We start from the raw sequence: 18,846 nt of genomic DNA, 5'->3' as shown, positions 1-18,846 counted from the left end.
TGGTAATCCTTCCATGAGCCTGCACAAGGAAATCAGTTTCGAGGATGAGATCTGCGCCGATCTGGCAGCGGCTGGCTGGTTGTATGAGGCTGGTGCCGCCGCGCGCTATGATCGGACCAGGGCCATTTTTCCCGAGGACTTGCAGAGCTGGCTCGAGGCAAGCCAGCCGCAGGTGTGGGAGGCGCTGGCCAAGGCCCACGGCTTGGCAGCTCTTGATGTCTTGTGCGATCGCATCCGCAAATCACTGCAGGATCGTGGCACGCTGGATGTGCTGCGCTATGGCGTCGAACTGATCGGGGTGAAGGGGCTGGTCAGCCTTGCCCAGTTCGCGCCTGCATCGGGCATGAACCCGGCCATCGTGGCGCGCTATCAGGCCAACCGCCTGCGTGTGGTGCGGCAGGTGCGCTATTCCAGGTCGAATGAGAACTGCATCGACCTTGTGCTGTTTCTGAACGGCCTGCCGGTTGCCACGGTGGAGTTGAAAACCGATTTCACCCAGTCGGTTGGCGACGCCATGGACCAATACAAGTTCGACCGCGCCCCCAAAGGCGAGCCGCTGCTGAGCTTTGCCACCGGCGCGCTGGTCCATTTTGCAGTGAGCAACCGCGATGTGATGATGACCACCAAGCTGGATGGCGGCGCCACGCGGTTCTTGCCTTTCAACCGTGGCAACAAGGGTGGTGCAGGCAACCCCACCGATGGCCCCGGACATCCCACAGCCTATCTGTGGCAGGAAATCTGGCAGCGCGACAGCTGGCTCGAGATCCTCGGCCGCTACATGATCGCCAAGCGCGACAAGAAAAAGCAGATCAGCGGCATCATCTTCCCCCGCTATCACCAGCTGGACGGGACGCGAAAGCTGCGTACCAAAATCCGGGAAGAAGGCGCCGGAGGCCGCTTCCTGATCCAGCACAGCGCTGGATCGGGGAAGACCAACTCCATCGCCTGGGCCGCCCATTTCCTGGCCGATCTGCATGACGCGGTCGATGCCAAGATCTTCTCGAGTGTTATCGTGGTGTCGGATCGCAACGTGATCGACGCGCAGTTGCAGGAGGCCCTGTTCGAGTTCGAGCGCACCAAGGGCGTGGTCGCCACGGTCACCAACGACAGCGGCAGCAAGAGCGCCGCGCTGGCAGATGCGCTGGACAGCGGCAAGAAAATCATCGTCTGCACCATGCAGACCTTTCCTTTTGCGCTCGAGGCAGTGCGCGAACGCGCCGCGACCGAGGGCAAGAAGTTCGCCGTGATCGCCGACGAGGCCCATAGCAGCCAGGCGGGCGAAACCGCAGCCAAGCTGAAGGCAGTGCTGACGCCCGAGGAAATCGAAGAGATCACCGACGGCGGCGAGATCAGCAGCGAGGACCTGTTGGCAGCCCAGATGGCAGCGCGTGCGGCCAAGGATGGCGTGACCTATGTGGCCTTCACCGCCACGCCCAAGACCAAGACGATGGAACTGTTCGGGCGGCGCCCCAATCCCGACATGGCAGCGAGCGAGACGAACAAGCCCGCGCCATTCCATGTCTATTCCATGCGGCAGGCCATCGAGGAGGGCTTCATCCTCGACGTGCTGAAGAATTACACGCCATACAAGTTAGCCTTCAAACTGGCCAACAATGGCGAGGAGTGGGACGAGCGCGAGGTTGAGAAGAGCGCGGCCATGAAGGGGATCATGCGCTGGGTGCGCCTGCATCCCTACAACATCGCGCAAAAGGTCCAGATCGTCGTCGAGCATTTCCGCGAAAACGTCGGCCCGCTGCTGGATGGCAGGGCCAAGGCGATGGTGGTGCTCGCCAGCCGCATTGAGGCGGTGCGCTGGCAACAGGCGATTGACCGCTACATCAAGTCGCAGGGCTATCGCATGGCGACGATGGTGGCCTTCTCGGGCGAGGTGAATGACCCAGAAGGCGATGGCGAGCCCCTGACCGAAACCAGCGCCAGGTTGAATCCCACGCTGAAGGGGCGTGATATCCGCGAAGCCTTCACCGACGAGGACGCCAAGATCCTGCTGGTAGCCAACAAGTTCCAGACCGGCTTCGACCAGCCCCTGCTGTGCGGCATGTATGTGGACCGGCGGCTGGCGGGTATTCAGGCGGTGCAAACCCTGTCCAGGCTCAATCGCGCATACCCCGGCAAGGACACGACCTATGTCCTCGATTTCGTGAACAGTTCGGAAGAGGTGCTGGAGGCGTTCCGCACCTACTACGATTCGGCAGAAATCGCGGCTGCCACCGATCCAAACCTCATCTTCGACCTGCGCGCGAAGTTGGATTCAGCCGGCCATTACGACAACCACGAGGTTGAACGGCTGGTGCGCGTGGAACTCGACCAAAACGCCACGCAGGGACAACTTATCGCCGCGCTGGAGCCTGTGGCACAGCGTTTGCTGGTGCAATACAAGGAAGCCTGTAACCGCAGGAAGGACGCACAAGGGAAAAAGGACCAGAAAGCCGCAGACGATGCCAAGGACGAGGTGAATGCCCTTGTCCTGTTCCGGGCCGATATGCAGACGTTCGTAAGCCTCTACACGTTCCTGTCCCAGATCTTCGACTATGCCAGCACCGATATCGAGAAGCGCTTCCTGTTCTACAAGCGTCTGATCCCGTTGCTGGAGTTTGGCCGTGAGCGCGACGGCGTGGACCTTTCTGGCGTGCGCCTGACGCACCATACGCTGAAAGACCTGGGCAAGCGCAGCATCAGCGTGGCAGGCGGTGAGAAAACGCCACTGGCGCCCATCAGCGGGGCAGGCTCTGGTGCGGTGCAAGACAAACAGAAAGCCCTACTGGCCGAGATCATCGCCAAGGTGAACGACCTTTTCGAGGGCGACCTGACCGACGACGACCAACTGATCTATGTAAACAACGTCATCAAAGGCAAACTCCTGGAGTCAGAGCTGCTACGGGTGCAAGCCCAGAACAATTCGAAGTCGCAGTTCGCTGCATCGCCTGCCCTGGCCAACGAGATCATGAACGCCATCATGGACGCGCTGACAGCCCATGAGACAATGAGCACGCAGGCGCTGAACAGTCCGGCAGTGCGGGAAGGGCTGAAGGACATCTTGCTGGGACCTGGGCAATTGTACGAAACCCTGAGGAGTGAGCCCCTAGCGTAAACCAAGTTCACATTCTGCCGCTAGAGCGACGTCGCGGTAGCGCGTTACCCGTGATGGGGTACCCCATGGAAAGGACCCACCCTTTGGAATGCCGGAAATTCGATTCTGAGCCCGTTTAAGACTCGCATTGGGGACTTGGGTCACCGGGGCAGCCTGAGACGCGCAGCAGCGCTCTATGAGTCTAAAAATGGCAAATTCAGATGCGGCAACTAGGTTTACACTTACGGTTTTGCAGGCCGTAAGTGAACCGTAAGTGCCTAAAATTCGCAAAAATCGGGCATTTCTTACACTTTCACTTACACTTACGGAAATACAATACATGCATACAGGGAGCGTCTCTTATGGTTTATTCCTGTATGTTATATAGGGGCTGTAAAAAAGCCGGCCGTAAGCGTAAGAAATGTAAGAAGGCATGACAATCAATTGCTTGCCCCTTACACTTTGCAGGAAAAGGCCCCAGAACTTACGCTCTGAGGCCCGATCTCTCACTTTCTAACGCCCTGTCACCGGCCACGCTTGGGCAATCCGACCCACGTCGCACGGCTCTCGCTACCGGAGAAGCCAAAGTAGGTCACGTCCGCAGCCTTCGCCCCTGGCAGGCGTTTCAACACCTTGTTCCAGTTGGTGGACCATGGCGTGTTGGCCATCAAGCGCTTGAGGCCGTCCGAGCTGTTGGCGATGAACAGGCCTTCCCCGGTGCTGTCCAGCTTGAGGCCGACGCGCCCGAGTGCACGCTTTGCGCAATAGGCGTTCGACATCTCGCCTTCGCCATGCAGTTGCTCATAGGCATAGTCGATCAGCTCGCCCACTGTCAGGTCGCGCTTGCCCAAGGACATGTCCACACCCTTCACCACCTGCTGCAGGATATGCTGGAGGCAGGCCTGCTCGTCCGACATGCTCTCGACCTCGGCCTTGTCCTCGGCGAGATCGAACTGGGCCAGCCATGCCTCGGCCTGCTCGACCGTGACCTTGCTGTCGCTGGAGAGGCTGTAGGCGCCAGCCAGCAGGGCACCGTACTGGTCGCCCGCGCGCTGCTCGCCCAGCTTGGCAGCGGCCACCATCGAGAAGATCTCGGCGTTGTGGCGGATCACCGGGGCGAGGGCGATGGCCCGTGCCTGATAGCGCTGGGCGTACTCGTCGCCAGTGAGGAACTGGCCGAAGCGGTTGAGCTGCTCGAGGTTGTAGCGCTGCCGGTCGGCCTTCAATTCGACCACCGTGATGCGCGAGCGGTAGGACTGCTGCACGATGCTGGCATTGATCGAGGCGAACATAAAGCAGGAGCGGATCTGGAACGACAGGGCCGCCCCGGTGGTGGTGCCCTTAGCGATCTTGGCGCCGGTTTCGCTCGAGGACTGGCGCACCGTCTCGAGGATGCGCTGGATGCGCGCGACGGCGGTCTGGTCCTGCCCCTCGGCCTCGTCGAAGAGAACGGGCACGGCGTCAGAGCCGAGCGACTGGCGCAGGCCAGCCTCGGTGGTCGAGGATGCGACGGCGAGGCAGCGGTCAGGCCCGAACAGGGGCTTCACGACGCGGTCCATGACATAGGACTTGCCGGTGCCCTTGGCGCCGACCAGCCAGACATGCGGGCGCCAGTTGAGGACGCCGCCGATGTGGGCGCAGACGGTCCAGCCAGCCATCATCACCGCGTCCAGATCGTGGGAGAAGGGCATGCGCTGAATGTGGTCGAGGTAGAGCTTGGCCTCGTTCACCGTGAGCGGCTTGTCGATGGCGGCGCGCATGGGCTGGCCCATCTCGTAGACGTAGCGCGAGCGGATCGCGCTGGGGGCATGCGGCACCTTGTCCACATAGAACATGTCGCCGCAGTGGACGACGATGCGGCCATCATCCCACCACGCGCCACGGCCACGCAGCATATCCATCGAGAAGATGCCCTTGCGTTCGCAGGCGCGCATCATGGCGTCGGCGGCTGCATCGACGTCGATCTTGTCGTTGCGGTTGTTGAAATTGGCCTACCAAAAGTAGAGCGGGGCCAGCGTCAGCAGGTTGCCCTTGGTGTGGCCATGCCCGGTCAGCTCTACAATCTGCTGGGTGCCCTTGGGCAGGTAGAAGTAGCTGCCCTTGTTGTAGCCGAGGCAGAGGAAGGGGAAATCGCTCTCGGTGGCGACTTCCTGACGGTTGATGATGGCCTCGACGTCAACGGACTTGGCCGGGGCGACCGGCGGGGGCCACAAGGGCGCCTCATTGATCAGCTCGCGTAAGGCGGCCTTGTCGTTGCCCTCGACCGCGAGCCAGTCGCTGATGTCGCCCTTTTCGGGCAGGCCGGGCAGGTGCAGGATGCGGACGCGCTTGGCAATGCCCTGCAGCGCGGCACCCACCATGTCAGCGTGTTTCGCGCCCGGCGCGGCGTTGTCGGGCACCAGCACGACGTCCTTGTCGAGCAGGATTTCGTTGTAGTTGTCCTGCCACTTGCCTGCGCCACCGGGGTTGCAGGTCGCTACAACGCCGATTTCGGCGAGATTGTCCACGTCCTTCTCACCCTCGACGATCAGGACCGCGCCCTCGGCACCAGCCACGCTGGCGGCGTTGTAAAGGGTGCGATGTTCGGCATCGACCTTGTTCAGCCACTCACCGGGGCGGGTGAGGTCGGGGCGGCGCTGGAAGAACCCCTTGGGTTCGAGGCGCACGACCTGCATCATCAGGTCGCCAGTGACGTGGTCCAAGTAGTCATACTTCGCGACCAGCTTGGGCTTGGGCTTGGCCCTGCGGTTATCGTTGGCTTCCACGGCAGTGCCACCCATCGATGAAGGGCGGCGCTTCTCGTCGGGATAGAGCCACAGCCCCCGGTTCTTCAGCTCACCGATGACGTCGCCGCTGTCGCACCCGGCGTGGCAGTGGACAAGGATCTTGCCATCCTTGCCGTCCGTCACCTTCAGTGAGGCAGTATTGTCGTCGTGGGCGGGGCACTTGCATACGAAGCCGTCGCCGGACTTCTTGTAGTTGGCATCGAGCGCATGTGCGACCTTCTGGGCAGTGATCATGCTGCTGCCCTCCCGTTGACAAGGCGCTTGGCGACAGCGTTGTTGATGCTTTCAACGGTGATCAACGTGCGGCGGCCGAACTTGATCTTCTCCAGTTCGCAGGCATCCATGAGTTCGTAGATTGACGAGCGACCGAGCGAGAGCATCGCAGCGGCTTCTGAAACGGAAACAGCGATTTTGTTCATTTGGTGGGTCCACATAAGCGTCAGCGGACTCACCAAATGATTGGTCATTGCGTTCGAATCTACTTTAACATTTGCGCACCATCGAAAAATTTGCGGGAAATTTTCAAAGTGTAACCCTAGTTTACGCTTGCCAGATATACAGCCCACTTCTCCATGATGTCACGCCGCACCTCGAGGTGATCAGTGCGCAGATATGCCATCACCACCTTGTTGCCGATCTTGTGGGCCAGTGCCGCTTCGATGGCGTCGAAAGCAAAGCCTTGCTCTGCCGCCCAGTCGCGGAAGGTGGAGCGGAAGCCGTGGACGGTGAAGTGCCCCAGATCCATCCGCTTCAGCACCGCCGACAGCGACATATCGGACAGGGCCTGTCCCTTGCTGCCGGGGAAAATCAGCAACGAATTGGCAAAACGCGGCATCGCCCTGAGCAGGGCCAGAGCCGCGCTCGAGAGCGCCACGCGGTGTTCGCGCTTGGCCTTCATGCGCGTGGCGGGGATGACCCAGAGGGCCTTCTCTAGGTCGATTTCATCCCAACGCGCGCCGCGCACCTCACCTGAGCGCGCCGCCGTCAGGATAGTGAACTCGAGCGCCCGCGCGCCCATACCCTCGCGCGCCTTCAGAGCGGCCATGAAGGCAGGCGCCGAGGCATGGGGCATCGCCGGGTGATGGCGCACCGTTTTGACCTTGCCACGGCGCGGCAGGACCGCATCAAGCCCACCCTTCCACACCGCCGGGTTTTCACCCTCACGCCAGCCGAGAGCCTTAGCGCTGTTCAGCACCGCCTCGATGCGCATGCGCACGCGGCTGGCTGTCTCAGGCTTCTTGGCCCAGATGGGCTTCAGGATCGCCACGACATCGGCGGTGGTGATGGCGTCGACCGTCTTGCTGCCGATCTTGGGATAGACGTAGGTCTTGAGCGTGTTGGTCCACTGCTGGATATGCTTGGCGTTGCTCCAGCCAGCTTCATGGGTCGCGATATAGGCCTCGGCCACCTTCTGGAAGGTCTGCTGCTTGCGCTCCTGCTCGAGCCGCGCCGCGCGTGCCGCTGCCTCTGCAGCCAGCTTTTCGGCCTCGCGCTCGGCCAGGGGGTCGATCCCATTGGCAACCTTCAGCTTGAGTTGCGCGACCATGGCGCGGGCTTCAGGCCCAGGCAGGGCCATCACCGGCCCCAAGCCCATTTCGCGGCGCTTGCCGCCGAGCTGATAGCGGAAGATCCAGCTCTTGGCCCCCTTGCCGGTGACGGCGAGGTAGAGGCCATTTCCATCCGAGTGCATTCCCTTGGGGGCGTTTTTGATCTGGAGATTGGTCAAAGGCATGTTGGCTTCCCACCACTCTTCCCACCACTGACGCGCCGATTGTGCAGCACCAGTGACGGAGATTAACAGACTGTGGTGGATATTTTGCCCTGGAAGATCAGTGCTTTACCAGGTCATTAGCGTGTCCGCCTGGACACGCACGGACTAATAACTGGCGGACAGGGTGGGATTCGAACCCACGGTGAGCTTCCACCCACGGCGGTTTTCAAGACCGCTGCCTTAAACCACTCGGCCACCTGTCCGTTGGAGGGGCGCATAGACCCGAACCGGCGCGGATTGCAAGCGCAAGTGGCAAGGGCGTGCCACAACGCCCACCATTGGGCGCGGCGCGGCCCCGGATCGGCGCGAATAGGGCAGCGCAAGCGCATAGGCGGATGCATCGCAGGTTTGCTTGGCGGGCGGGCTGTGCCATAGCCAGACTATGGGTATGAAATCGCAGCTTTCCGCGCGGGGGCCGTCCGCGCCAAAATGGACCACGTTGGCCCGATGGGGCGGGGTGGCCATCGCCCTGTATGCGGCCTCGGCCATGGCGCAGGAAGCCACGGTGCCTGCGCCGGCGCCTGCTTTCACCCCTGTCACGGCCCCCTCGGCCGAGGAGGCGGGGTTTGCCGGTTATGTGCAGGTGCTGGCCGCCCGCGCCCGCGCCGCCGGGGTGAGCGAGGCAACCATCCAGCGGATGACAACCGGGTTGGCCTATGACCCGCGTGTCATCGCGCTGGACCGATCGCAACCGGGCAGCAGCCCCACCGCGCCATCCCCCCCGTTCGAGCCTTACCGCGCCAGCCATGTCAACGCCTCGCGCATTGCGCGGGGTCGGGCGATCTATGCCGCCCTGTCGGCCGATATCGCCCGGATCGAGGCGAAATATGGCGTGCCCGCGCCGATCCTGATGGCGATCTGGGGGCAGGAAACCGATTATGGCGGCGGGCTGGGGCGGTTCGATCTGGCGCGCTCGCTGGCGACGCTGGCGTATGAGGGGCGGCGGCGAGAGCTGTTCGCGACCGAATTTGTCGCCCTGTTGCAAATGGTTGACCGGGGCGTGCCGCGCGATCTGCTGGTGGGCAGCTGGGCCGGGGCGTTTGGCTGGCCGCAATTCCTGCCGTCTGTCTATCTGCGCGTGGCGCAGGACGCCGATGGCGATGGCATCGCAGACATCTGGCGCAGCCGGGTGGACACGCTGGCCTCGATCGGCGCCTATTTCCGCGAGGCGGGGTGGAAGCCGGGCCGCCCATGGGCAGTGCGCGCCGCCGTTCCGGAAGGGTTTGACCGCGCCAGCATCGTCTCCCGGCTCGAGTCGCCGCGCTGTCCGCGGGTGCACGCCCGCCATTCGGTGTGGAAAACGGTGGCCGAATGGCGCGCCTTAGGCGTTGTTCCAATGGGACAAATTGGTGAAAATGAACTGGCCAGCCTGTTCGAACCGGACGGTCCTGGAAACCCTGCGTTCCTCTTAACCGGGAATTATCGGGTTATCCTCGATTATAACTGCTCGAACTACTACGCATTGAGTGTGGGACTGCTGGCTGATGAGATTGCCCGTTGATCGTCAAGATCGCAAACTGACCCTGGCCGTATTGGCCGCAGGCGTGGCCGCCATGGCGGCGGCTATGCCGATGGTGGCGCAGGCCGGATTGCCGCCCGCGCCAATGGACCCGGCGTTGACGCTGGCCCAATCAGGCCCGGCGGCCGATTACCCTGTGGTGATTGGTGAGCCTTATCGCGTGGGGGACCAGATATTTACCCCCGCCAACACGATGAATTACGACGCGGTGGGCTATGCTGCGGTGGGCGCTGGCCCGGCAACGGGCGTGTCGGCATCGCACCACACCCTGCCACTGCCCAGCTATGTCGAGGTGACATCGCTGGAGAGTGGCAAGACCATTCTGGTGCGCGTCGAGCGGCGCGGGCCGATGAATACCGCACCCACGATTGAGCTGTCACCCGCCGCCGCGGCGCAATTGGGCGTATCGAGCGCGCAATCGCCAGTGCGCGTGCGCCGCGTCAACCCGCCAGAAACAGACCGCGCGCTGTTGCGTTCGGGCAATGTCGCGCCCGAACGTATCCCCACGCCCAAGCCTTTGCTGGGGGTGTTGCAACGCCGGTTGCAGACCGATCCTTCGGCCAGCCATTCGGGCGCGTCGCTGGCGCGGGCAGGGCAGACGGCGCCTTCGGGCGTGGCCGATGACGCGGGCGATCCGCCTGACGCGCGGCCCGATTCCACCCTGACCAAGGTGACGCCCAGCGCCGCCTTGCGCCCCGCGCCGCGTCCGGTGACGACCATCGCCCGCGCCAAACCGGCCCCTGTGCCGGTTGCGCCCGCGCCGGTTGCGCCGGGAGCCAGCTTTGCCGCCGCCTATCCGCCTGCGCCGCCGGCCAAGCCTGTGGTCAAGCCTGTGCCGCGTGTGGCGGTCAGCGCGCCGGTGATCGCGCCGGTCGCGCCGCCGCATCCCGCGCCATTGGTCAAGCCCGCGCCGCGCGCCACCCCCATCGCGCTGGAGGCCCGCACCCGTGCCGTGGCCGATGACGCGCCCCAGCCCGCCTATGGCGCGGGCCGATTGGTGGTGCAGGTGGGCGCTTTTGCCGACCGCGCCCGCGCCAGCAGCGTGGCACAGCATGCCGGTGGCCGCGTGCAGCCCGCCAGCAACCTGTTCCGCGTCCGGATGGGACCATTTGCTTCACAGGCAGAGGCCAATGCCGCCTTGGCGAAAGCGCGCGCGGCAGGTTATAGCGACGCACGAATCCAGCGCGCGGATTGACCGGCACCTGTTCAAGGGGTGTCTCCCGCGCGCCATTGGCACGAACGGGAGCCCCCTTGAAGACACGTCGGACTATTGTTGCCCTAATGCCGATCGCGCTGCCGGTGGCCTTGGGTTTGGCGTCGGGCTTGGTATGGGTACAGGGCGGCGCGGCCCAACCTGTGCCGCAATCCATGCCGGTTGCCCCTCCAACCGCAACCCCTGACCATTTTCTGCATCCCGCCTATGTGCCGATGCCAGCGCCCGGCCCCGGCGAACCCGCCCCTCCGCCCGCGGCAGAGGGCGCGCCGGTGGCCATGCTGGTCGACATGACATCGGGCCGCGTGCTCTATGCCCGCGACGCCGAAAGGCCGTTCCTGCCCGCCTCGGTCACCAAGACGATGACCGCTTTTGTCGCGTTCGAACTGATGGCGCAGGGCAAATTGCGCGCCGACCAGATGATCCCCGTGCGCGACGAAACCTGGGCCGAATGGCACACCAAGGGCAGCCGCATGTTCCTAGAACGCGGCAGCAGCGTCTCGGTCGAGAACCTGTTGCTGGGCATCATGAACGTGTCGGCCAATGACGCTGCGGTGGTCTTGGCCGAGGGCGCGGCGGGCAGCGTCCCGGCATGGACCGCGATGATGAACGATGCCGCGCGCCGTCTGGGCATGACAAACAGCCATTTCGGCACGCCCAACGGGTGGATGGACAATGGCGTGACGCATGTGTCCGCGCATGATCTGGTCCGCTTGGCCGAGGCGATGATCGACCGCTATCCCGAATATTACCACCACTATGTGGGCCGTCCGGGGATGCGCTGGAACGACATCACGCAGGACAACCACGACCCGATTTTGGGCAAGGTGCGCGGCGTTGACGGGATCAAGACCGGCTTTACCGGCGAGGCGCGCTATAACTACCTGTCCTCGGCCGAGCGGGACGGGCGGCGGCTGGTGATGGTGGTGGCCGGCATCGACAAGCCGGGCGACCGCCGCAAGGTGGCCGAAAGCCTGCTGGAATGGGGCTTTACCGCATGGACCGGGCACAAGCTGTATGACGCGGGCGCGCTGGTGGGTGACGCGCAGGTGCAGGGCGGCAAGGCCGCCCATGTCGGGCTGGTCGCGCCGCGCAATGTGATGGCCACGCTGCCCACAGGCGCAAAGTCGGCCGTGATGATGCGCGTGGTCTATCAGGGCCCGCTGGTCGCGCCGATCAAACAGGGCGCGCCGGTGGCCGAACTGGAATTGCGCACCGGAGACGGGCAGATGTCGCGCGTGCCGTTGCTGGCGGCGGCTGATGTGCCGGTGGGCGGGGCGCTGGACCGCCTGCGCGCGGGCTTTTCGCGGTTGTGGCGCTGATGACGGGGCCGGGCCGCTTTATCGTGCTGGAGGGCGGGGAGGGCGTCGGCAAATCCACGCAGGCGCGCCTGTTGGCCGATGCCCTGCGCGCCACCGGGCGCGAGGTGGTGCTGACCCGCGAACCGGGCGGCACGAGCGGGGCCGAGGCGATCCGGGGCCTTTTGCTGAATACCGAGGGCGAGGGGTGGGGGATGCGCGCCGAGGCGTTGCTGTTTGCCGCCGCCCGCGCCGACCATGTCGACCGCTTGATCCGCCCGGCGCTGGCCCGTGGGGCATGGGTGGTGTGTGACCGTTTTCTGGATTCCAGCCGCGCCTATCAGGGTGGCGGTGGCGGGATTGATGACGCCGAATTGCTGGACCTGCACCGCATTGGCAGTCAGGGGTTGCTGCCCGATCTGACGTTGCTGGTGGCGGTGCCGCCCGCCGTCACGGCGCAACGGCTGGCGCTGCGCGATGCCGATGGCGCCGATCGGATCGGTGGGCGCGGGGCCGATTTCCACGCGCGGGTGGCGGCGCGCTTTGCCGCCATCGCCGCGCAAGAGCCGCAGCGCTATGCCGCGATTGACGGCCATGGCGATGCCGATAGGGTGCACGCCGCGATTATGGCGGCGCTGGCGCCTTTGCTGGCGGGCCGGGCATGACCCATCTGCGCGGCCATGACGCGGCGTGGCGCGAATGGCGCGCGGCGATGGCCGGCAGCCGGATGCACCATGGCTGGATCCTGTCCGGCCCGATGGGCATCGGCAAGGCGCAATTTGCCCGCGCCGCCGCCGCCGAACTGGTGGCCGAACCCGGCATTGCCCAACCCCCGGCGCAGTCACATCCCGACATACTGATCCCCGAACATCCTCCGGCCAACAAGGAGGAGGAGAAAAAGCGTGACGCGGGCGATCCTTACGAGACCAAGCGCTCGATCCCGATCGACGAGATCCGGCGGATACAGCACCGACTGACTACCCGGCCGACACTGGGCAGCCGCCGCGTGGTGATCATTGATCCGGCCGATGATCTGGAAAAGAACGCGGTCAATGCTTTGCTGAAAAGTCTGGAGGAACCGCCGGTTGGCACGTTTTTCCTGTTGGTGACGCATCGCATCGGGCGGTTGTTGCCAACCATCCGGTCGCGTTGCCGGGTGCTGCGGTTTCAGCCTTTGGATGCGCGCGATGTGGATGCGGTGTTGGCCGATGCCGCGCCGCAGGCCGACGCTGCCACCCGCGCCGCCGCGATTGCCGCGGCCGGGGGATCGCCGGGCGTGGCGCTGGAATTTGTCGAGGAGGATCTGGGCCGGGTGCATGCCGCAATGCAGGCGATTGTCCAGCATGGCGACCCGGATTTGACGCTGCGCGCCGATCTGATGGCGGCTTTTGGCCAACGCCCCCCCCGCCGCCGGATTGTCGCGACGCTGGATCTGGCGCGATCGGTGTTGTCTGGCGCATTGCGCAACAGCCCGCCCGACCGTCAGGCCCGCATTATCGAGGCACATGCCGCCATCGTCACGCTGGCCGCGCAGGCGCCGATCTATAACTTTGACCCCGGAATGCTGGCGATGGAAATTGGTGCCTTGCTGGCGCAGGCTGCTATGCCTAGAGAGGCGTCATACCGTTAGGCCGCGCCTGCCGGGCGCGAAAACCACAGCATTCTCGATCAAAGGCAACCTGGGCCCATGGCCGAAACTTTCTACATCACCACTGCCATCTCCTATCCCAATGGCAAGCCGCATATTGGCCATGCGTATGAGGCGATTGCCGCCGATGCCATCGCCCGGTTCCAGCGCGCGCAGGGGCGCGATGTCCGGCTGGTAACGGGTACGGACGAGCATGGGCTGAAGATGGCCCAGACGGCCCGCAACGCGGGGCGCGACACGCTGGATTTCGCTACGGAAATGTCCAACCATTTCCGTGAGATGTGCGCGCGTTTGAACATCTCGATCGACGCCTTCCGCCGCACGACCGAAGAGGCGCACAAGGACACCGCCCGCGCCGTCTGGACCGCCATGCGTGAGTCGGGGGATCTTTATCTCGACCGCTATGAGGGCTGGTATTCGATCCGCGACGAGGCGTTCTATGACGAGAGCGAGCTGATCGAGGGCGAGGGGGGCGTCAAGCTCTCGCCGCAGGGGACGGCGGTGGAGTGGCAGGTCGAGGAGAGCTGGTTCTTCCGCCTGTCGAAATACCGCGATTTCCTGATCGAACTGAACGAAACGCCCGGTTTTCTGGAACCCGAAAGCCGCCGCAACGAGGTGCTCGGCTTTCTCAAGGGCAATGAATTGCGCGACCTGTCGGTCAGCCGCACCAGCTTTGACTGGGGCGTGGACGTGCCCGACAGCCCTGGCCACGTCATGTATGTCTGGGTGGACGCGCTGTGCACCTATTTGACCGGCATCGGTTTTTCCGAGGACCGCGCCCATTTCGACCGGTACTGGCCCGCTGATCTGCACCTGATCGGCAAGGATATCGTGCGTTTCCACGCGGTCTATTGGCCCGCGTTCCTGCAATCGGCGGGGCTGCCTTTGCCCAAGAAGATTTTCGGCCACGGCTTCCTGCTGCATCGCGGTGAGAAGATGTCGAAGTCGTTGGGCAATGTCATCGATCCGCTGGAACTGGCCGACCAGTTTGGCGTTGACGCGCTGCGCTATTTCCTGCTGCGTGAAGTCAGCTTTGGCAATGACGGCAGCTATTCGTCGGAAGCCATCGTCACGCGCTGCAACGCGGAACTGGCCAACAGTTTCGGCAATCTGGCGCAGCGCTCGTTGTCGATGATTTTCAAGAACATGGGTGGCGTGATCCGTGCCGATCTGCCGGTGGCAGAGGCCGACGCGGCGCTGGCCAAGGCGGTGGCCGATGGCATCGCGGACCTGCGTGAAGGCTTTGCCCGCTATGACTTTTCGGGCGGGCTGGACGGCTGGATGCGCGCGGTTTTCGCCTGCAACCAGTACGTCGACGAACAGGCGCCCTGGACCCTGCGCAAGACCGATCCGGCGCGGATGGAGGCGGTGCTGATGACGCTGCTGCGTGTGGTGCGCGATCTGGCGATTGCGCTGCGTCCCGTGGTGCCGTCCAGCATCGACCGACTGCTGGACCAGATGGGCGTTGCAGCCGATGCGCGTGACTATGCCGCGCTGGACGATGCCGGCTGGTTGGCGGCATTGGCCGACAGCGGCTTTACCCTGTCGCAGCCGGTGGGCGTGTTCCCGCGTCTGGAAATGCCCGCCACGGCCGAGGGCGAATGATGCTGATCGATTCGCATTGCCACTTGAATTACAAAGGGTTGGTGGAGCAACAGGGCGACATTCTGACCCGCGCCCGCGCGGCTGGGATTGGCGGCTTTCTGAACATTTCCACCCGGCAGCGCGAATGGGCCGACATCATCGCCACGGCCGATGCCCATGATGACGTGTGGGCCAGCGTGGGCATCCACCCGCATGAGGCGGACGAGCACATAGATCTGGGCGCGGCCGCGCTGTTGGCGGCAGCCCACCATCCCAAGGTGATTGCCATCGGCGAAACCGGGCTGGATTATTACTACGACCATTCCGACCGGGCGGCGCAACAGGCTTTGTTCCGCACCCATATCGCGGTGGCGCGTGAGACCGGCCTGCCGCTGATCATCCACACCCGCGATGCCGAGGAGGACACCACCCGGATCATCGCCGAGGAGATGGCGGCGGGCGCTTTTCCCGCATTGATCCATTGCTTTACGGCGTCGGCCGCGTTTGGGCAGGCGATGCTGGACCTGGGGCTGACGATCTCGATTTCCGGGATTGTCACGTTCAAGAACGCCCACGATCTGCAGGCTGTCGCCGCCGACATCCCCGCCGACCGCCTGCTGGTGGAAACCGACGCGCCGTTTCTGGCCCCAGTGCCGCACCGGGGCAAGGTGTGTGAACCGGCCTTTACCGCCGACACCGCGCGTTTTGTGGCAGGGTTGCGCGGCGTCAGCGTCGAGGAACTGGCGGCTGTCACCACCGCCAATTTCTTCCGCCTGTTCACCAAGGCACAGGGCAGCGCGCCCCATGCGCAGGCCCAAAGCCTGGCCGAGAGGGCGGCATGAAGGTCATCATTCTGGGCAGCGGCACCTCGACCGGCGTGCCGCGCATCGGCGGCGAAAACGGGCTGGATTGGGGCGATTGTGACCCCAATGAGCCGAAAAACCGCCGCACCCGCGCCTCGATCATCATCGAGAGCGAGGAGGGCGCGCGGCTGTTGGTCGACACCTCGACCGACCTGCGCCAGCAGTTTATCGCCAACAATATCCACAACATCGACGCGGTGTTCTGGACGCATGATCACGCCGATCACGCCCACGGCATCGATGACCTGCGGCCATTGCGCTATGGCCGGGCCGGGCCGATCCCCGGCTATGCGGCGGATGAAACAGTGCGGCGATTGCGGCAACGCTTCGGCTATGTTTTCGCCGGGCAATATGGCTATCACACGCTGGTCTCGCTGGACACGCTGGAACGTGTGCGGATGGCCTCTGGCATAGGTATCGGCTTTTGCCAGATGCCGCACGGGCCAGCGCAAAGCACCGCTTTCCGTTTCGATTGTGACGGAAAAACAATTGGTTACGCCACAGACTTCAGCCAGATTACCGATGAGATGGTGAACCTGTTTTACGGCGTGGACGTGATGGTGACAGACTGTCTGCGCCGCGATCCGCATCCTACCCATGCCAATCTGGACATGGCGCTGGAACTGATCAGCGTCACCCGCGCCAAGAGGGGGGTGCTGATCCATCTGGACAAGAGCATGGATTATGCCGCGATTTCCGCGCTGGTGCCTGACCATGTCAGCGTTGGCTATGACGGGCTGACGATGGTGGCGTGACGCGGGCCGTGACGGAAGAGGCCGTTAAGGCGGGTAAACAGGGGCGTAACACAGGTAAACGCCGGTTTAGGCCCTGAACTCATTTTACATAATACACATTATCCAAAACGCACTTGAGGCCACGCATGAACGCCGCCAACACCTCCGCCGATCCGGCCGCCGCATTGCACCGCCTGCTGGCGATCATGGCGCGGTTGCGTGATCCGGAAACGGGTTGCGAATGGGATTGTGCGCAGACATTTGCCACCATCGCGCCCTATACGATCGAGGAAGCCTATGAGGTGGCCGACGCGATCGCGCGTGACGATACGTCCGCCCTGCGTGAGGAATTGGGCGATCTGTTGTTGCAGGTGGTGTTCCACGCCCGCATCGCGCAGGAGGCCGGACAGTTTGCCTTTGCCGATGTGGCCCATGCCATCAGCGCCAAAATGGAGGCCCGCCACCCGCATATCTTTGGCGACGCGGCTGACACCGGCCAATCGCGCGAGGTCCGCTGGGAGGCCGCCAAGGCCGCTGAACGTGCCGAAAAGGGCGCAACCAGCGCGCTGGACGGTGTGGCACTGGCACTGCCCGCGATGATGCGCGCTGAAAAGCTGCAAAAACGCGCCGCGCGTGTGGGGTTTGACTGGCCCGAACCGTCAGGCTCTGCGGCCAAGGTGGTTGAGGAAATGGATGAGCTGGCCCGCGCCGCCACGCCACAAGAGCGTTTGGACGAGGCGGGGGATCTGTTGTTCGCCGCGGTCAATCTGGTGCGCGCCTATGGCGTGCCGCCAGAGGATGCCCTGCGCGCCGCAAATACCAAATTTGAGCGCCGTTTCAAAGGTATGGAAGCATTGGCCAAAGCCGCTGATCAGGACTTTGCCGCGCTGGATCTGGACGCGCAGGAGGCCTTGTGGCAGGCGGTCAAGCGCAACGAAGCACCTGACCGCCAAGGTTAACGCCGACCTGCGCGGTATGGTTAACAAAGCTGTTAACGCGGGCGCTACACCCGCGCGTAACGCCCAAACTCCCGCGCGGTCAGGCGCACGGTCAACCGGCGGCGCGGCGCCTCATCGTCCCCGTCCTCTGCCTCGTCATCGGCCAACACCTGCCCGTGGGCGTATAGCCACGCGATGCGCTGACCATCGGCCACTGGCAGGACAAAGGTGTGGTCCCGCGCGTCCCCCGTCAGCAAGCCATTGGCCGCCAACAGCAATTCGTCACACCCCTCGCCCGTGATCGCCGACAGCGGCACGACCACCTCGTCGTCATGCGCGGCCTCGCGGGCCTGCCGCAACAGGTCGGCGGCGCGCTCCGGCTCCAGCAGGTCCCATTTGTTCCACACCTCGATCATCGGGATCAGCGGGGTCTTGGTCCCCTCCTCCAGCAGCCCAAGGTCCTCAAGCACGTCGAGCACCTGCGCCTTTTGCGCAACGGTATCGGGGTTGGCGATGTCGCGCACATGGATGATGACATCAGCGGCAGTCACTTCCTCCAGCGTGGCGCGAAAGGCGGCGACCAATTGCGTCGGCAGGTCCGAAATAAAGCCCACCGTGTCGGACAGGATCGCCTTTTCCACGCCCGGCAGGCGAATGGCGCGCATGGTGGGGTCGAGCGTTGCGAACAACAGGTCCTGCGCCATCACTTCGGCGCCGGTCAAACGGTTGAACAGCGTGGATTTTCCGGCGTTGGTATAGCCGACCAGCGCGCAGACCGGCCAAGGTGCCTTTTCCCGCCGGTCGCGGTGCAGGCCGCGCGTGCGGCGCACCTGCTCCAGCTCACGCCGGATGCGGGCCATGCGGTCGCGGATCATGCGGCGGTCAGCCTCGATCTGCGTTTCGCCCGGGCCACCCAGGAAGCCGAAACCACCGCGTTGTCGCTCAAGATGGGTCCAACTACGCACCAGACGGCCCTGCTGGTAATCCAGATGCGCCAGTTCCACCTGCAACCGCCCTTCGGCGGTGGCGGCACGTTCGCCAAAGATTTCAAGGATCAAGCCGGTGCGGTCGATCACCTTGCGCTTCAGCTTGTCTTCCAGATTGCGCTGCTGCACCGCCGACAGCGCACCATCGACGATGATCAGGTCAGCCTCATGCAAGACGCAAGCCGTGGCGATATTCTGGATCTGGCCTTCGCCAAACAGCGTGCCGGGGCGCGCCTCTCGAATAGGCACGGTAAAGGCGTCGGCAATGACAAGGCCAATGGCAAGCGCCAGCCCCCTCGCCTCCTCCACGCGCGCGGCGGAGTCGGTGGCGGCGGGGCGGCCGCGAAACTCGGGGCAGACGACAAGGACACGCGCACCGCGCGTGACCTCGCCCGCCAGATCATCATTTTCAAACAGT

General features: G+C 64.0%; 15 protein-coding genes and 1 tRNA gene. 10 read left to right on the top strand and 6 right to left on the bottom strand.

The window, feature by feature from the left end:
* Window positions 1-13: 13 nt before the first annotated feature.
* Window positions 14-3,109, top strand: a complete 3,096-nt coding sequence (locus tag GTZ99_RS06720) for a type I restriction endonuclease subunit R (RefSeq protein ID WP_161717476.1) — start codon at window positions 14-16, stop codon at window positions 3,107-3,109.
* 503 nt (window positions 3,110-3,612) lie between these two features.
* On the opposite strand, the gene GTZ99_RS06715 is transcribed toward GTZ99_RS06720, so the two are convergent.
* The 5 genes from GTZ99_RS06715 to GTZ99_RS06695 all read right to left on the bottom strand — a co-directional run bounded on the left by GTZ99_RS06715 (window position 3,613) and on the right by GTZ99_RS06695 (window position 7,848).
* The gene (locus GTZ99_RS06715; protein ID WP_161717475.1) at window positions 3,613-5,025 is read right to left on the bottom strand and encodes a hypothetical protein; all 1,413 of its coding nucleotides are present in this window, start codon (window positions 5,023-5,025) and stop codon (window positions 3,613-3,615) included.
* 54 nt (window positions 5,026-5,079) lie between these two features.
* Window positions 5,080-6,108, bottom strand: coding sequence for a hypothetical protein (locus GTZ99_RS06710; protein ID WP_161717474.1), 1,029 nt, complete (start codon window positions 6,106-6,108; stop codon window positions 5,080-5,082).
* Window positions 6,105-6,293 (bottom strand): helix-turn-helix domain-containing protein, encoded by a 189-nt coding sequence (locus tag GTZ99_RS06705; RefSeq protein WP_161717707.1) that lies wholly within the window; start codon window positions 6,291-6,293, stop codon window positions 6,105-6,107. Before GTZ99_RS06705 ends, GTZ99_RS06710 begins: the two co-directional genes overlap by 4 nt.
* Window positions 6,294-6,409: 116 nt before the next feature.
* Window positions 6,410-7,606, bottom strand: coding sequence for a tyrosine-type recombinase/integrase (locus GTZ99_RS06700; protein WP_161717473.1), 1,197 nt, complete (start codon window positions 7,604-7,606; stop codon window positions 6,410-6,412).
* Window positions 7,607-7,758: 152 nt separating this feature from the next.
* Window positions 7,759-7,848, bottom strand: a tRNA-Ser gene (locus GTZ99_RS06695).
* A 284-nt stretch (window positions 7,849-8,132) separates the two neighbouring features.
* On the opposite strand from GTZ99_RS06695, the gene GTZ99_RS06690 reads away from it, so the two are divergent.
* The 9 genes from GTZ99_RS06690 to mazG all read left to right on the top strand — a co-directional run bounded on the left by GTZ99_RS06690 (window position 8,133) and on the right by mazG (window position 17,463).
* The gene (locus GTZ99_RS06690; RefSeq protein WP_161717706.1) at window positions 8,133-9,146 is read left to right on the top strand and encodes a lytic murein transglycosylase; all 1,014 of its coding nucleotides are present in this window, start codon (window positions 8,133-8,135) and stop codon (window positions 9,144-9,146) included.
* Window positions 9,130-10,359: an SPOR domain-containing protein gene (locus GTZ99_RS16960; protein ID WP_264960539.1), complete on the top strand. Its 1,230-nt coding sequence runs from the start codon at window positions 9,130-9,132 to the stop codon at window positions 10,357-10,359. The genes GTZ99_RS06690 and GTZ99_RS16960 overlap by 17 nt, the downstream gene beginning before the upstream one ends.
* Window positions 10,360-10,445: 86 nt before the next feature.
* Window positions 10,446-11,699, top strand: a complete 1,254-nt coding sequence (locus tag GTZ99_RS06675) for a D-alanyl-D-alanine carboxypeptidase family protein (RefSeq protein ID WP_227711146.1) — start codon at window positions 10,446-10,448, stop codon at window positions 11,697-11,699.
* Window positions 11,699-12,340 carry a dTMP kinase gene (gene tmk / locus GTZ99_RS06670; protein WP_161717472.1) on the top strand — a complete coding sequence of 214 codons (642 nt, stop codon included), beginning with the start codon at window positions 11,699-11,701 and terminating at the stop codon, window positions 12,338-12,340. Before GTZ99_RS06675 ends, tmk begins: the two co-directional genes overlap by 1 nt.
* A complete protein-coding gene (locus tag GTZ99_RS06665; RefSeq protein ID WP_161717471.1) occupies window positions 12,337-13,305 on the top strand; it encodes an AAA family ATPase in 969 nt (322 codons plus the stop codon). Before tmk ends, GTZ99_RS06665 begins: the two co-directional genes overlap by 4 nt.
* 57 nt (window positions 13,306-13,362) lie before the next feature.
* Entirely contained in the window at window positions 13,363-14,928 is a 1,566-nt protein-coding gene (gene metG, locus GTZ99_RS06660) for a methionine--tRNA ligase (RefSeq protein ID WP_161717470.1), read from the top strand.
* Window positions 14,928-15,749, top strand: coding sequence for a TatD family hydrolase (locus GTZ99_RS06655; RefSeq protein ID WP_161717703.1), 822 nt, complete (start codon window positions 14,928-14,930; stop codon window positions 15,747-15,749). Before metG ends, GTZ99_RS06655 begins: the two co-directional genes overlap by 1 nt.
* Complete coding sequence (locus tag GTZ99_RS06650; protein WP_161717469.1) at window positions 15,746-16,525, top strand: MBL fold metallo-hydrolase; 780 nt, start codon at window positions 15,746-15,748, stop codon at window positions 16,523-16,525. The genes GTZ99_RS06655 and GTZ99_RS06650 overlap by 4 nt, the downstream gene beginning before the upstream one ends.
* Before the next feature lie 125 nt (window positions 16,526-16,650).
* Window positions 16,651-17,463 (top strand): nucleoside triphosphate pyrophosphohydrolase, encoded by an 813-nt coding sequence (gene mazG, locus GTZ99_RS06645; protein ID WP_161717468.1) that lies wholly within the window; start codon window positions 16,651-16,653, stop codon window positions 17,461-17,463.
* Between the two features lie 44 nt (window positions 17,464-17,507).
* On the opposite strand, the gene hflX is transcribed toward mazG, so the two are convergent.
* Window positions 17,508-18,845, bottom strand: a complete 1,338-nt coding sequence (hflX, locus tag GTZ99_RS06640; protein ID WP_201742424.1) for a GTPase HflX — start codon at window positions 18,843-18,845, stop codon at window positions 17,508-17,510.
* Window position 18,846: the final 1 nt, after the last annotated feature.

Source organism: Novosphingobium ovatum (assembly GCF_009909235.1).
Classification (GTDB): Bacteria; Pseudomonadota; Alphaproteobacteria; order Sphingomonadales; family Sphingomonadaceae; genus Novosphingobium; species Novosphingobium ovatum.
The sequence above is the reverse complement of the archived record's forward strand: the minus strand, read 5'-3'. Positions and strand labels throughout refer to the sequence as shown.

Coding starts and splice junctions, on each gene's coding strand:
- mazG (WP_161717468.1), top strand. CDS start 16,651: ATGAACGCCGCCAACACCTCCGCCGATCCGGCCGCCGCATTGCACCGC.
- GTZ99_RS06650 (WP_161717469.1), top strand. CDS start 15,746: ATGAAGGTCATCATTCTGGGCAGCGGCACCTCGACCGGCGTGCCGCGC.
- metG (WP_161717470.1), top strand. CDS start 13,363: ATGGCCGAAACTTTCTACATCACCACTGCCATCTCCTATCCCAATGGC.
- GTZ99_RS06705 (WP_161717707.1), bottom strand. CDS start 6,293: ATGAACAAAATCGCTGTTTCCGTTTCAGAAGCCGCTGCGATGCTCTCG.
- GTZ99_RS06655 (WP_161717703.1), top strand. CDS start 14,928: ATGCTGATCGATTCGCATTGCCACTTGAATTACAAAGGGTTGGTGGAG.
- GTZ99_RS06675 (WP_227711146.1), top strand. CDS start 10,446: ATGCCGATCGCGCTGCCGGTGGCCTTGGGTTTGGCGTCGGGCTTGGTA.
- GTZ99_RS06710 (WP_161717474.1), bottom strand. CDS start 6,108: ATGATCACTGCCCAGAAGGTCGCACATGCGCTCGATGCCAACTACAAG.
- GTZ99_RS06665 (WP_161717471.1), top strand. CDS start 12,337: ATGACCCATCTGCGCGGCCATGACGCGGCGTGGCGCGAATGGCGCGCG.
- GTZ99_RS06700 (WP_161717473.1), bottom strand. CDS start 7,606: ATGCCTTTGACCAATCTCCAGATCAAAAACGCCCCCAAGGGAATGCAC.
- GTZ99_RS06690 (WP_161717706.1), top strand. CDS start 8,133: ATGGCGCAGGAAGCCACGGTGCCTGCGCCGGCGCCTGCTTTCACCCCT.
- GTZ99_RS16960 (WP_264960539.1), top strand. CDS start 9,130: ATGAGATTGCCCGTTGATCGTCAAGATCGCAAACTGACCCTGGCCGTA.
- GTZ99_RS06720 (WP_161717476.1), top strand. CDS start 14: ATGAGCCTGCACAAGGAAATCAGTTTCGAGGATGAGATCTGCGCCGAT.
- GTZ99_RS06715 (WP_161717475.1), bottom strand. CDS start 5,025: ATGATGCGCGCCTGCGAACGCAAGGGCATCTTCTCGATGGATATGCTG.
- tmk (WP_161717472.1), top strand. CDS start 11,699: ATGACGGGGCCGGGCCGCTTTATCGTGCTGGAGGGCGGGGAGGGCGTC.